Below are 13,346 nucleotides of genomic sequence, written 5' to 3' on the forward strand. Positions count from 1 at the left end.
TACGCATCTCGTCTGCGTTTTTTTCAACAATAGCTAAACCGTGGAAGGGTTCATCATTTACACTGGAACCTTTACCTCATTTGACAAACCCTGACAGGAGAAAGGATGCCCGGCTCGTCCCGCAAAGTACCGGCATGGCTGCCGATATTAGTCATTATAGTCGCGATGGTTTCGATTCAGAGCGGCGCATCGTTAGCAAAATCACTGTTCCCGCTCGTCGGAGCGCCGGGTGTCACCGCGCTGCGTCTGGCGCTGGGCACGCTGATTCTGGCTATCGTCTTTAAGCCCTGGCGTCTGCGCTTCACCGCAGAGCAACGCCTGCCGTTGCTCTTCTACGGTCTCTCGCTAGGGGCGATGAACTACCTCTTCTATTTGTCCATCCAACGTATTCCGCTGGGGATTGCGGTGGCGCTGGAGTTTACCGGCCCGCTGGCGGTCGCGCTATTTGGCTCGCGTCGTCCGCTCGATTTCGTGTGGGTGGTTCTGGCGGTGCTGGGGCTGTGGTTTCTGCTGCCGCTGGGGCAGGATGTCGCCCAGATCGATCTGATCGGTGCATTGCTGGCGCTCGGCGCCGGGTCCTGCTGGGCGGTCTATATCCTGACCGGGCAGCGCGCCGGGGAAGAACACGGCCCGGCCACGGTAGCGATGGGCTCGCTGATTGCGTCGGTGATTTTTGTGCCGCTCGGCATGATCCAGGCCAGCGATACGCTGTTCCAGTGGGCGCTGCTGCCGCTGGGTCTGGCTATCGCGGTGCTCTCTACGGCACTGCCTTACTCGCTGGAGATGATCGCCCTCACCCGCATGCCTACCCGAACCTTCGGCACCTTAATGAGCCTGGAACCGGCCCTCGCCGCCCTCTCCGGAATGGTATTCCTCGGCGAAACGCTGACGGTAACGCAAACCCTGGCGCTGGGGGCGATTATCCTCGCCTCGATGGGTTCCACCTTAACCATGCGTCGGGACAGCAAAATCGAAAAGGTCGATATCAGCTAGTTCTGCATGACCGCTCCGCATGGCCACAGGTGCCATGCAGAGCGGCAATATTCAAATTTAACTCATTGATTTTATATAACTTACAAAACAGTCAACAACCCTACGCTATCAAACCGATAGAGACTACCACCCTCCGCGTTGCCCAATCCGTTGTTATAATGAGTCCCATCAGTGACCGACTACACTTACTCCGGTCAATGCAAAATTGATGTATGACGAGTATAAATATCAAGAGGAATGACACGATGACGACTGCAAAACTGGTTAAAACGAAAGCATCCAACCTGCTCTATACCCGCAACGATGTGGCAGATCAGGAGAAGAAGGCCACCATCGAGCTGCTCAATCGTCAGGTCGTCCAGTTCATCGACCTGTCGCTGATTACCAAACAGGCTCACTGGAATATGCGCGGCGCCAACTTTATCGCCGTCCATGAAATGCTCGACGGTTTCCGCACCGCGCTGACGGAGCATCTCGATACCATGGCGGAACGTGCCGTGCAGCTTGGCGGCGTCGCGCTGGGCACCACCCAGGTGATTAACAGCCAGACCCCGCTGAAAAGCTATCCGCTGGATATCCACACCGTTCAGGATCACCTGAAAGAGCTGGCCGATCGCTACGCAATTGTGGCTAATGACGTGCGTAAAGCCATCGCAGAGACCAAAGACGAAGACACTGCCGATATCTTCACTGCGGCATCCCGCGATCTGGATAAATTCCTGTGGTTCATCGAAGCCAATATCGCCTGATCCTCGCCTGTCGCCGTCAGCATCGCTGGCGGCTTTTTTTCAGATTATCCTCAGATATTCGCCTTTTTATCCCCTCCGCCGTTAAGCGCACCATTTTAGTGCACAACATTGAGCAAAATGTGCGCTAAGGTAAATCAATTGTAATAATTACCTCACACAATCGTTACGGCAAGATTGTTTCCACCTGGTGTTTGCGTTAAAAATGCACTTGTTAAACGATGCGTTAATGACGCACCAAAACGACGCCCCATAACGGTGCACTTACCGTTCCCTTTACCCTAAATCGTGCAACAGGATTCGCCTCGTTTGTTATAAAACAACAAGTTGTAAAACTGGCACGATTTTTTCATATGGTTACCCGTTCTCGCAGGGGATCGTCCCGTGGATATAAAAGGAAATGCTATGAAGTCTGTATTTAAAGTTTCACTGGCTGCACTGACCCTGGCTTTTGCGGTTTCTTCCCAGGCCGCTGAAAAGCAACTGATTGTTGCAACCGATACGGCGTTTGTACCGTTTGAATTTAAACAAGGTGATAAATACGTCGGCTTCGACGTTGACCTGTGGGCCGCGATCGCTAAAGAGCTGAAACTGGACTACACCCTGAAGCCAATGGATTTCAGCGGCATCATCCCGGCGCTGCAAACCAAAAACATCGACCTCGCGCTGGCGGGTATTACCATTACTGAAGAACGCAAGAAAGCGATCGAATTCTCCGATGGCTACTATAAGAGCGGTCTGCTGGTGATGGTGAAAGCCGACAACAACGACATCAAAGATGTAAAAGACCTGAACGGCAAAGTGGTCGCGGTTAAAGGCGGCACCGGTTCCGTTGACTATGCCAAAGCCAACATCAAGACCAAAGACCTGCGTCAGTTCCCGAACATCGATAACGCCTATATGGAGTTAGGTACCGGACGTGCCGATGCGGTCCTGCATGACACCCCGAACATCCTCTACTTCATCAAAACCGCAGGCCAGGGCAAATTCAAAGCTGTCGGAAGCTCTCTGGAAGCCCAGGACTACGGTATCGCTTTCCCGAAAGGCAGCGACGAACTGCGTGAAAAGGTGAACGGCGCGCTGAAAACACTGCGTGAAAACGGCACCTACAACGAAATTTATAAAAAATGGTTCGGTACTGAGCCAAAATAATAATCAGCATCTCTTCTTACAGGTCTGCTGAGGTTTGACTCCCCGGATATCGCCACAATCCGTTATCCGGGCATCCTCTCACCGCAGACCTGAGTCATTTTTTCACAGAGGGTGACCTCTGTTGTTCGACACGGTAACAGGAACACATTATGCAGTTTGACTGGAGTGCCATCTGGCCCGCCATTCCAATTTTGCTGGAAGGCGCCAAAATGACGCTGTGGATCTCCGTCCTCGGCCTGGCTGGCGGCTTGATTATCGGCCTCGTCGCCGGTTTCGCCCGCTGCTTTGGCGGCTGGATTGCCAACCACGTAGCGTTAGTCTTCATTGAGATCATCCGCGGCACCCCCATCGTCGTCCAGGTCATGTTTATCTACTTCGCCTTGCCAATGGCGTTTAATGATTTACGTATTGACCCGTTCTCGGCGGCGGTTGTGACGATCATGATCAACTCCGGTGCCTATATCGCAGAAATCACCCGCGGGGCGGTGCTCTCTATTCACAAAGGCTTCCGTGAAGCTGGCCTGGCCCTCGGCCTGTCCCGTCGCGAAACCATCCGCCACGTGATTCTGCCGCTGGCGCTGCGCCGTATGCTGCCGCCGCTGGGTAACCAGTGGATCATCAGCATCAAAGATACCTCGCTGTTTATCGTCATCGGCGTGGCTGAACTGACCCGCCAGGGCCAGGAGATTATTGCCGGTAACTTCCGCGCGCTGGAGATCTGGAGCGCCGTTGCCGTGATTTATCTGATCATCACCCTGGTGTTGAGCTTTATTCTGCGTCGTCTTGAAAGAAGGATGAAAATCCTGTGATTGAATTTAAAAATGTTTCCAAGCACTTTGGCCCGACCAAGGTGCTGCACGATATCGATCTGAAGATCAGCAAAGGCGAAGTGGTGGTGATTATCGGGCCGTCCGGTTCCGGTAAATCAACCCTGCTGCGCTGCATCAACAAGCTGGAAGAGATCACCAGCGGCGAACTGATTGTCGACGGCCTGAAGGTTAATGACCCGAAAGTCGACGAGCGCCTGATTCGTCAGGAAGCGGGCATGGTATTCCAGCAGTTTTACCTGTTCCCACACCTGACCGCGCTGGAGAACGTCATGTTCGGGCCGCTGCGCGTGCGTGGCGCCAACAAAGAGGCCGCCGAAAAACTGGCGAAAGATTTGCTGGAGAAAGTCGGTCTCGCTGAGCGCGCTCACCACTACCCTTCCGAGCTCTCGGGCGGGCAGCAGCAGCGCGTGGCCATCGCCCGCGCCCTCGCGGTGAAGCCAAAAATGATGCTGTTCGATGAACCAACCTCCGCCCTCGATCCGGAACTGCGCCACGAAGTACTGAAGGTGATGCAGGATCTGGCCGAGGAAGGCATGACCATGGTGATCGTGACCCACGAAATCGGTTTTGCTGAGAAAGTGGCATCGCGACTGATCTTTATCGATAAAGGGCGCATTGCCGAAGATGGCGATCCGCAGGTGCTGGTGAAGAACCCGCCGAGCCCGCGTCTGCGCGAGTTCCTGCAGCACGTAGCCTGATGTCTCCAACGGCTCCCCACCCTGGGGAGCCGCTTTCCAGATTTCTCTCACGCCGATAACCTGCTTTTCAACTTCTATACTTAATCGTTTTGAAGAAGAAAGGAGTCTCCCGTGCCGTGGATCCTGTTACTGCTCGCCTCGCTGTTTGCCGCCCCGCTGTCGGCAGCCACGTTGCCAGGCCTTCCAACGGCCACCGCTGAACAATCATCAGCCAGCAGCGAACCCGACCTTGAGACCAAAAAAGCGGCCTATGCGGCACTGGCTGACGTGCTGGAAAATGAAAGCGCACGTAAAGAGCTGATTGACCAGCTCCGTTCCGCAGCCGCCACTCCGCCACCGGCCACGACCCCGGCGCTGACGCCGCCGGAGGTGACCGATGAGCGCACGGTGCTGGAAAACGTTACCCAGGTCAGCCGCGAGTACGGAGAGCGCTTTGCTTCGCGGTTCTCGCAGCTGTGGCGCAATATCACCGCCTCTACCCACAAACCCTTCCATGCCGACACCTTCCGCAACGCCGCCGGCTACTTCCTGCTGCTGGCCTCGCTGGTGTTTGCCTTCTGGTGGCTGGTGCGGCTGGCGGCCCTGCCGCTGTATCGCAAAATGGGCCAATGGGGACGGCGTAAAAACCACGACCGCAGCAACTGGCTGCACCTCCCGGCAACCATCGCCGGGGCCTTTATCTTCGACCTGCTGCTGCTGGCGCTGACGCTGTTTGTCGGCCAGATGCTCAGCGACCGTTTTAACGGTGGCAACCGGACCATCGCCTTCCAGCAAAGCCTGTTTCTCAACGCCTTCGCCCTGATTGAGTTCTTTAAAGCCATTCTGCGGCTGATATTCTGCCCGCGGGTGGCGGAGCTTCGGCCCTTTGCGATAAGCGATGAGGGGGCAAAATACTGGAACCTGCGCCTGAGCGCGCTCAGCAGCCTGATCGGCTACGGTCTGATCGTGGCGGTGCCGATTATCTCCAACCAGGTCAATGTGCAGGTCGGGGCGCTGGCGAACGTGGTCATCATGCTGTGCATCACCCTGTGGGCGCTGTACCTGATTTTCCACAATAAAAAGATGATTACCCTGGGGCTTATCCAGCTGGCGGACCGCTCGCTGGCCTTCTTCAGCCTGTTCATCCGCGCTTTTGCGCTGGTCTGGCACTGGCTGGCCTGCGCCTACTTTATCGTGCTGTTTTTCTTTTCGCTCTTTGACCCCGGCAACAGCCTGAAATTTATGATGGGGGCGACGGTGCGCAGCCTGGCTATCATCGGCGCCGCGGCGCTGCTCTCCGGCATTTTGTCGCGCTGGATTGCCAAAACCATCACCCTGTCGGCGCAGACGCAGCGCCTTTATCCGGAACTGCAAAAACGGCTCAACGGCTGGATCTCGGTTTCGCTAAAGGCCGCCCGTATCCTGGTGGTCTGCGTCGCCGTGATGCTGCTGTTGAGCGCCTGGGGTCTGTTCGATTTCTGGAACTGGATGCAGCACGGTGCCGGGCAGAAAGCGGTGGATGTGCTGATCCGCATCGCGCTGATCCTCTTCTTCTCTGCCATCGGATGGACGCTGCTTGCCAGCCTGATTGAGAACCGTCTGGCTTCCGATATTCACGGTCGCCCGCTGCCCGGCGCTCGCGCCCGTACGCTGTTGACGCTGTTTCGCAATGCGCTGGCGGTGATCATCAGCACCATTACGGTGATGATCCTGCTGTCGGAAGTGGGGGTCAATATTGCTCCGCTGCTGGCCGGCGCCGGTGCGCTGGGTCTGGCCATCTCCTTCGGCGCCCAGACGCTGGTGAAAGATATTATCACCGGCATTTTTATCCAGTTTGAGAACGGTATGAACACCGGGGATCTGGTAACTATCGGTCCGTTAACCGGTACCGTGGAGAGGATGTCGATTCGGTCCGTCGGCGTGCGTCAGGATACCGGCGCGTACCATATTATCCCGTGGTCTTCGATCACCACCTTCGCCAACTTCGTGCGCGGTATTGGTTCGGTGGTTGCCAACTACGACGTCGACAGACAGGAAGATCTGGATAAAGCCGCGCAGGCATTGAAAGCGGCGGTGGCGGATGTGATGGATCAGGAGGAGATTCGTGGACTGGTGATCGGCGAGCCGTCCTATGCCGGGCTGGTCGGCCTGAGCAATACGGCGTTTACGCTGCGGGTTACCTTCACCACCCTGCCGTTGAAGCAGTGGACGGTCCGCTTCGCCCTCGACACCCAGGTGAAAAAGCACTTCGACCTGGCGGGGGTTCGCGCACCGGTGCAAACCTATCAGGTGCTGCCGATGCCCGCCGCGATTTCCGCCCCCGGGGCACCGCCGATGCCCTCAGAGCCAACATAATGTGGTGTCAGCCCACCGGGGCTGACCATTCGCGCTGGCTCGCAGACCAGTATTACAGTGGACGGCGGCGTTTAGCCTCATCCATAAAGGTCCAGGCGATAAAGCGGCTCTGCTTCTGCCCCTGGGCCATCTCTTTTTTCACCACCTTCACCGCCCCAACCTCGGTCAGCGCACGGTACAGCGGCGGCAGGTTATCGCCGCGTGAAACCAGCGAGGTAAACCATTTCACCTGGCGGCCAAAGGCCTGGCTTTCGCGGATCATCTGGGTGATGAACGCCACTTCGCCGCCTTCACACCACAGCTCCTGCTGCTGGCCGCCGAAGTTCAACACGCTATCCGTTCCCAGCCCAAGGTTACGGCGCTTGCGCTCACCGCCGGCCTGGGCGCTGGCGGCTGAGTCGTGGAACGGCGGGTTGCATAACGTCGCCTCGAAGGTCTCGTTTTTATGAATAATTCCGCTAAAGATTGCGCCGCTCTCTTTCTGCCGACGCAGACGGATTTGACGGCTGAGCCCAGGGTTGGCGCTGATGATCGCCTGCGCGCTGGAGAGCGCTTCCTGGCTGATTTCGCTGCCGGTAAAGCGCCAGCCGTACTCGTGCACGCCAATCAGCGGATAGATTAAGTTTGCACCGGTCCCGACGTCCAGGATACTGGCATTCTCAGGGATCGTGCCGCTATCCAGCGCCAGCAGGTCGGCCAGATGATGGATATAATCCGCCCTTCCCGGCACCGGTGGGCATAAAAAGCCGTCCGGAATATCCCAGTGTTTCACCGCGTAAAAGTGCGCCAGCAGCGCCTTATTCAGCGCCTTCACCGCCAGCGGATTGGCAAAATCAATGGTCTGCTCGCCCACCGGATTCAGGGTGATAAAGCCTTGCAGCTCGGGGTGAGCCTGGCATAGCACGGGCAAGTCATAACGTTGATGGTGACGGTTACGCGGGTGTAATCCCGGTTTCTGGGCTTTCATGGCAATCTCCTTTGAACAGCCGCGTAAGATACCCGTTGACGGCGGCGCGGTAAATAAGGGAGTCTGGATATCTACTCTTCGGTTACGGGTGTTCTATGTATTTCTATCAACCTTCACAGGGACATGGCCTGCCGCACGACCCGCTAAACGCGATTATCGGACCACGGCCCATCGGCTGGATTTCTTCTCTGGACGCCGCAGGGCAGCGCAATCTTGCCCCCTACAGCTTCTTTAACTGCTTTAACTATCGGCCACCGATTATTGGCTTTGCCAGCAGCGGATGGAAAGACAGTGTACAGAATATTGTCGAAACCAAAGAATTTGTCTGGAACCTGGCGACCCGCGAGCTGGCGGAAGCCATGAACGAGACCTCTGCCAGCATTCCGCGTAGCGAAGATGAGTTTGCGCGTGGCGGATTAACCCCCGCAGCCAGTCGCCTCGTCGCCGCGCCCCGGGTCGCGGAAAGCCCGGTGAACTTCGAATGCCGGCTATCGCAATGCATTCGCCTGACCACCGCCGACGGGGACGCTGTCGATAGCTGGCTGGTTTTGGGTGAAGTCGTGGCGGTGCATATCGACGATGCCCTACTGGAAAATGGTATTTATCAGACCGCGAAGGCCCGGCCGATTCTGCGCGCCGGTGGGCCGAGCGCCTACTACACGATTGATGAGAGCCTGCGCTTCGATCTGATCCGCCCGGACGCCCGCTAACGCCTGGGCGCCCGATCCCAGCAGCCCGGCCGGCCAGTCGGGCGGCTGGTTTTTCTGCCCGCCTGATCCCTAAAAAAACCTTTGGTTTCGCTGATTTATCCCACCGCTCCTGCCAGAAAGACCTAAACTTAAGGTATGTCCCATGCTGTTAATGAGGATATGCTCATGAAAAGACATCCGCTGTTACTCATCCCCCTCGTCTTTGTCACTCTCTCTTTTATTGCCCATGCCGGGACGCCCCCACCGTCGCTCAGCGACGAGAGCGGCCCGTTACGCCCGGTCGGTAGCGTGTCGGCTTCCGGCGCCAGCAATCTCGATGATTTAGAAGCGAAACTGGCGGAAAAGGCCCGGGAACAAGGGGCTGTCGCCTGGCGCATCAACGCCGCCAACAGCAGCAATAAGATGTCGGGTACCGCCATCATCTATAAGTAATGCTCATGTTTACGGGCCAGCCCGCCCCGCTCGCTGGCCCTTCCATACCGCCACAAGCCCCGCCATGGCTCATTATCTCTGTTTATGTAGAAAAAATGCAGTTCATGTAAATAAATGTGTTTATTTTTCTATTAATGAGTGATAAAAATTCGCCGTCATTTGATAATAGTTATCAAAATCATTATCAAACGCATTGTTATTTTAACAAATCACCTGCAGTGGACGCCACGAAGCATCGCTTTGCCAGTGGTCATAATGACTAATTAAAACAATAAGTTGCTCATTGAAAATGGATAAAAAACATCAGCTACCGTTCAGTAGCTTTAACTCGCTGACAATTTTCACCGGCCTGTGTCTTAGCCTTTCTCCAACAGGTCAGGTGCTGGCAGCCGACAGCTCTGAACAAAACGCCGGCGAAACGCTGGTTGTTGAAGCACAAACCCCGTCGTTATATGCCCCGACACAATCCGCCGATCCCAAGTTTTCCCGCCCGATCGTTGATACAACTCGTACGGTCACGGTGGTCTCCGAGCAGGTAATGAAAGATCAGGGCGTGACCAACCTGACCGATGCGCTGAAAAACGTCCCGGGGGTCGGGGCCTTCTATGCCGGTGAAAACGGTAACTCATCGACCGGTGATGCGATCTACATGCGCGGGGCCGACACCTCTAACAGCATTTACGTTGACGGTATTCGCGATATCGGCAGCGTTACCCGCGACACCTTCAACACCGAACAGGTTGAAGTGATCAAAGGCCCGTCCGGTTCCGACTACGGACGCAGCGCCCCAACCGGCTCGATCAATATGATCAGCAAACAGCCACGCCTGTCCTCCGGCATTGATGCTTCCGTCAGCGCAGGTAGCGCCTGGTCACGCCGCGGTACGCTGGATATCAACCAGGAAATTGGTGAAACCAGCGCCGTGCGCCTGAATTTGATGGGTGAGAAAAACCACGATGCCGGACGGGATCGTGTCGAAAATGAGCGTTACGGCGTCGCGCCATCGATCGCCTTTGGCCTCGACACCGGGACGCGCCTGTATCTTAACTACCTGCATGTCACCCAGCACAATACGCCTGACGGCGGCATCCCGACTATTGGCCTGCCGGGATATTCCGCGCCGTCCGCTGGCACCGCCGCCCTCAACAGCTCCGGTAAAGTTGCCACCAGCAATTTCTACGGTACGGATTCCGATTACGACGACTCCACCACCGATACCGTGACCATGCGCTTCGAGCACGATCTGAACGACACGACCACGATCCGCAATACCACCCGCTGGTCACGCGTGAAGCAGGATTACCTGATGACCGCCATCATGGGCGGCGCGTCCAATATCACCCAGCCGAATCCAAATGACGTGGGTACCTGGACCTGGTCGCGTAACATGAACACCAAAGACGTCAGCAATAAAATCGTCACCAACCAGACCAACCTGACCTCGACCTTCTACACCGGCACGGTGGAGCACGACGTGAGCACCGGCATCGAGTTCACCCGCGAAACCCAGGTCAACTACGGGGTTTACCCGATTACCGCGCCACCGGTGAATATCTACCATCCGAACAGCGGCGTTTCCGTGGGTGGCCTGAACCACAGCGGCGCCAATGCCAACGGGCAGACCGATACCTTCGGCGTATATGCCTTCGACACGCTGCAGATTACCCGTGATTTCGAGATTAACGGCGGCATCCGTCTGGACAGCTACCAGACCAAATACGATAGCTCAAGCCTGTGTGGCGGTACCGGCCGTGGCGCCATAGCCTGCCCGACCGGCGTGGCGAAAAATACCCCGGTTACCACCGTCGATACGTCCACCAGCGGCAACCTGGTTAACTGGAAAACCGGGGCGCTGTATCACCTGACCGATAACGGCAACATCTACGTCAACTACGCCATCTCGCAGCAACCGCCGGGCGGCAACAACTTCGCCCTGGCACAGAGCGGTACCGGCAACAGTGCCAACCGTACCGACTTCAAGCCGCAGAAAGCGAAAACCAGCGAAGTGGGCACCAAGTGGGAGCTGTTGGATAAGCGCCTGCTGCTGACGGCGGCGATTTTCCGTACCGACATTGAGAATGAAGTCGAGCAAAACGACGACGGTACTTACTCGCAGTATGGTAAGAAGCGGGTTGAAGGCTATGAACTGTCGCTGGCCGGGAATATTACCCCGGACTGGCAGGTCATCGGCGGCTATACCCAGCAGCGCGCCAGCATCAGCGAAGGGTCCGACGTGGCCCAGGATGGCACCAGCGCGTTACCGTATACCCCGGAGCACGCCTTTACCGTCTGGAGCCAGTACCAGGCCACCGATGCGATTGCGCTTGGCGCAGGCGCACGTTACGTTGGCAGCATGCGTCGCGGAAGCGATGGTGCCGTCGGGACGCCGTCCCACACCGAAGGTTATTGGGTGGCCGATGCCAAAGTTGGCTATCGCATCAACCGTAACGTCGATCTGCAGCTGAACGTCTATAACCTGTTTGATACCAATTACGTCGCTTCCATCAACAAGAGCGGCTACCGTTATCACCCGGGCGAGCCACGCACGTTCCTGCTGACCGCCAATGTGCATTTCTGATCCGATACGGGGCGTTAACGCCCCGTTTTCTCTGGAGAACCAAAGATGATGTACCATATTCCCGCCGTCCTCAGCCCGCAGGACGTTGCCGCGTTTAACCAGCGCTTGCAGCAGGCCGAATGGGTAGACGGTCGCGCCACTACCGGCGATCAGGGCGCGCAGGTGAAGAAAAACCAGCAGGTGGATACCCGCAGCCCGCTGTATGACGAACTGCAGAACCACGTGCTGGCGGCGCTAAATCGCAGCGCGTTGTTTTTCGCCGCGGCGTTGCCAAAAACGATCTCCAGCCCGCTGTTTAACCGCTACCAGCAGAGTGAAACCTACGGTTTTCACGTTGACGGCGCGGTACGCAGCCACGCGCAGAACGGCTGGATGCGCACCGATCTTTCCGCCACGCTGTTCCTGAGCGCCCCGGAGAGCTATGAAGGCGGCGAACTGGTGATTAACGACACCTATGGTCAGCATTCGGTCAAACTGCCGGCCGGCGATCTGGTGCTCTACCCTTCCAGCAGCCTGCACTCGGTCATGCCGGTCACTCAGGGCGTGCGCGTGGCCTCCTTTCTGTGGGTGCAGTCGATGATTCGCGACGACAAACGGCGCGGCATGCTGTTCGAACTGGATCGCAATATACAAACCCTGAAAAGCCGCCACGGCGAAAGTGACGAAGTGCTGTCGCTGCTCAACCTCTATCACAACCTGCTGCGGGAATGGTCAGAAATCTGACCTTTATCGATGCTTTTTCTGCGCCCGGTTTTCTATACTGATATTCATATCCCATCCCAGTAGACGTACATTGTTGCAGCCAGTTTGAGCACGGACAGCGCGGAACAACCGGAGCGTACACGCAGTACGTGAGGATTGTATTCGCTTCGCTCACCCTTCGGGCCGCCCTGAAGGGCGTTCAAAGATAAATCTTTGTGAGTACTGCCCAGGCCCAAAATGGCAAATAAAATAGTCTACTAAGTAACGCTGAATGGAGGTGCAGCATGGCATCAGGCTGGGCAAACGACGGCGCAGTACAGGATCAAATCGACAGTACCATCGACGATGCGGTCGCGCGGGCGAGAAATGCGCTTCCCAGCGGCGAGAGCCACAAATTTTGTGATGAATGCGGAGAGCCGATTCCGGAGGCCCGCCGTAAGGCGATCCCTGGGGTCAGATTCTGCGTGAAGTGCCAACAGGATAAAGATTTACATAACAATACATTTTCAGGATATAATCGCAGAGGATCCAAGGACAGCCAGCTTCGCTGACTCTCCTTTACCGTTCATTACCGCAGAAGGCGTTATCTTTTCGCGCACGTTTTTTGGCGAATAAAGTAGCAATCCGTGCCCTTCAAACTTTCTCCACGCCGCTATCGCCCTTGCGTTGACTTCGGCGACAAATAATTTATTAATATTCAATAAATTAATAATGGTTCAAAAAAATTGATGGAGACTGTTAATTTCCTTCGATTTTATATCTCGCAAAAAAACGTGATACTTATCACATCGACGGAACATCGTCCCCTTAACAAAATAACCTGCGAGAGATTGACTATGAAAACCATTAAATATGCTGCCGCTGCTATTGCCCTGTCTGCCCTGTCCTTTGGTGCTTTTGCCGCTCAGCCGGTAACGTCGGCTCAGGCTGAAAGCATGAACAAAATTGGTGTGGTTTCTGCGGAAGGCGCAACGACGCTGGACGGTCTGGAAGCAAAACTGGCTGAGAAAGCAAGTGCTGCTGGCGCAACCGGCTACAGCATCACTTCTGCGAACACCAACAACAAATTGAGCGGTACCGCGGTTATCTATAAATAAGCGCGAGCCACTGTATTACCCCCTGAAAAAACCCTTGAAATACCCTTGTTTGCCCGTCCGCGCCACCGGACGGGCTTTTTTTTGCGTGCTATCCACAAGCGACCAAC

General features: G+C 56.1%; 13 protein-coding genes. 12 read left to right on the forward strand and 1 reads right to left on the reverse strand.

Translation table 11 applies throughout. The features are described 5' to 3' along the window. The first annotated feature begins 105 nt into the window (after positions 1–105). From rhtA to ybiO, 6 genes are all read left to right on the forward strand, one after another. Entirely contained in the window at positions 106–993 is an 888-nt protein-coding gene (rhtA, locus tag HF679_RS10880; protein ID WP_123756073.1) for a threonine/homoserine exporter RhtA, read from the forward strand. A gap of 245 nt (positions 994–1,238) precedes the next feature. Continuing rightward, positions 1,239–1,742: a DNA starvation/stationary phase protection protein Dps gene (gene dps / locus HF679_RS10885; RefSeq protein ID WP_123756072.1), complete on the forward strand. Its 504-nt coding sequence runs from the start codon at positions 1,239–1,241 to the stop codon at positions 1,740–1,742. Between the two features lie 402 nt (positions 1,743–2,144). Further along, positions 2,145–2,891 carry a glutamine ABC transporter substrate-binding protein GlnH gene (glnH, locus tag HF679_RS10890; RefSeq protein WP_123756071.1) on the forward strand — a complete coding sequence of 249 codons (747 nt, stop codon included), beginning with the start codon at positions 2,145–2,147 and terminating at the stop codon, positions 2,889–2,891. A 149-nt stretch (positions 2,892–3,040) separates the two neighbouring features. After that, complete coding sequence (gene glnP, locus HF679_RS10895) at positions 3,041–3,700, forward strand: glutamine ABC transporter permease GlnP (RefSeq protein WP_100684049.1); 660 nt, start codon at positions 3,041–3,043, stop codon at positions 3,698–3,700. Beyond that, positions 3,697–4,419, forward strand: a complete 723-nt coding sequence (gene glnQ, locus HF679_RS10900; protein WP_123756070.1) for a glutamine ABC transporter ATP-binding protein GlnQ — start codon at positions 3,697–3,699, stop codon at positions 4,417–4,419. Before glnP ends, glnQ begins: the two co-directional genes overlap by 4 nt. Before the next feature lie 111 nt (positions 4,420–4,530). Next, positions 4,531–6,753: a mechanosensitive channel protein gene (gene ybiO / locus HF679_RS10905; RefSeq protein ID WP_123756069.1), complete on the forward strand. Its 2,223-nt coding sequence runs from the start codon at positions 4,531–4,533 to the stop codon at positions 6,751–6,753. A 52-nt stretch (positions 6,754–6,805) separates the two neighbouring features. Here the strand turns inward: ybiO and rlmF are convergent, their stop codons facing one another. Beyond that, a complete protein-coding gene (gene rlmF, locus HF679_RS10910) occupies positions 6,806–7,720 on the reverse strand; it encodes a 23S rRNA (adenine(1618)-N(6))-methyltransferase RlmF (protein ID WP_123756068.1) in 915 nt (304 codons plus the stop codon). A 95-nt stretch (positions 7,721–7,815) separates the two neighbouring features. On the opposite strand from rlmF, the gene HF679_RS10915 reads away from it, so the two are divergent. The 6 genes from HF679_RS10915 to ybiJ all read left to right on the forward strand — a co-directional run bounded on the left by HF679_RS10915 (position 7,816) and on the right by ybiJ (position 13,239). Next, the gene (locus tag HF679_RS10915; RefSeq protein ID WP_123756067.1) at positions 7,816–8,430 is read left to right on the forward strand and encodes a flavin reductase family protein; all 615 of its coding nucleotides are present in this window, start codon (positions 7,816–7,818) and stop codon (positions 8,428–8,430) included. Between the two features lie 165 nt (positions 8,431–8,595). Next, complete coding sequence (locus HF679_RS10920; protein ID WP_123756066.1) at positions 8,596–8,862, forward strand: YdgH/BhsA/McbA-like domain containing protein; 267 nt, start codon at positions 8,596–8,598, stop codon at positions 8,860–8,862. A gap of 289 nt (positions 8,863–9,151) precedes the next feature. After that, entirely contained in the window at positions 9,152–11,440 is a 2,289-nt protein-coding gene (locus tag HF679_RS10925; RefSeq protein ID WP_187042970.1) for a catecholate siderophore receptor Fiu, read from the forward strand. Between the two features lie 45 nt (positions 11,441–11,485). Then, positions 11,486–12,163: a PKHD-type hydroxylase YbiX gene (ybiX, locus tag HF679_RS10930; protein WP_123756064.1), complete on the forward strand. Its 678-nt coding sequence runs from the start codon at positions 11,486–11,488 to the stop codon at positions 12,161–12,163. Positions 12,164–12,426: 263 nt separating this feature from the next. Continuing rightward, positions 12,427–12,693 (forward strand): DksA/TraR family C4-type zinc finger protein, encoded by a 267-nt coding sequence (locus tag HF679_RS10935; RefSeq protein WP_123756063.1) that lies wholly within the window; start codon positions 12,427–12,429, stop codon positions 12,691–12,693. Between the two features lie 285 nt (positions 12,694–12,978). Next, on the forward strand, positions 12,979–13,239 hold the full coding sequence (ybiJ, locus tag HF679_RS10940) for a DUF1471 family protein YbiJ (protein WP_123756062.1): 261 nt from the start codon (positions 12,979–12,981) through the stop codon (positions 13,237–13,239). The last annotated feature ends 107 nt before the right edge of the window (positions 13,240–13,346 follow it).

It is taken from the genome of Enterobacter sp. JUb54, from assembly GCF_014298075.1.
Taxonomy (GTDB): Bacteria; Pseudomonadota; Gammaproteobacteria; order Enterobacterales; family Enterobacteriaceae; genus Klebsiella; species Klebsiella lignicola.

Excerpts from the sequence above, each read along its gene's own strand:
- HF679_RS10920 (WP_123756066.1), top strand. The coding sequence starts at position 8,596 with ATGAAAAGACATCCGCTGTTACTCATCCCCCTCGTCTTTGTCACTCTC.
- HF679_RS10915 (WP_123756067.1), top strand. The coding sequence starts at position 7,816 with ATGTATTTCTATCAACCTTCACAGGGACATGGCCTGCCGCACGACCCG.
- ybiJ (WP_123756062.1), top strand. The coding sequence starts at position 12,979 with ATGAAAACCATTAAATATGCTGCCGCTGCTATTGCCCTGTCTGCCCTG.
- glnP (WP_100684049.1), top strand. The coding sequence starts at position 3,041 with ATGCAGTTTGACTGGAGTGCCATCTGGCCCGCCATTCCAATTTTGCTG.
- HF679_RS10935 (WP_123756063.1), top strand. The coding sequence starts at position 12,427 with ATGGCATCAGGCTGGGCAAACGACGGCGCAGTACAGGATCAAATCGAC.
- HF679_RS10925 (WP_187042970.1), top strand. The coding sequence starts at position 9,152 with ATGGATAAAAAACATCAGCTACCGTTCAGTAGCTTTAACTCGCTGACA.
- rhtA (WP_123756073.1), top strand. The coding sequence starts at position 106 with ATGCCCGGCTCGTCCCGCAAAGTACCGGCATGGCTGCCGATATTAGTC.
- ybiX (WP_123756064.1), top strand. The coding sequence starts at position 11,486 with ATGATGTACCATATTCCCGCCGTCCTCAGCCCGCAGGACGTTGCCGCG.
- dps (WP_123756072.1), top strand. The coding sequence starts at position 1,239 with ATGACGACTGCAAAACTGGTTAAAACGAAAGCATCCAACCTGCTCTAT.
- rlmF (WP_123756068.1), bottom strand. The coding sequence starts at position 7,720 with ATGAAAGCCCAGAAACCGGGATTACACCCGCGTAACCGTCACCATCAA.
- glnH (WP_123756071.1), top strand. The coding sequence starts at position 2,145 with ATGAAGTCTGTATTTAAAGTTTCACTGGCTGCACTGACCCTGGCTTTT.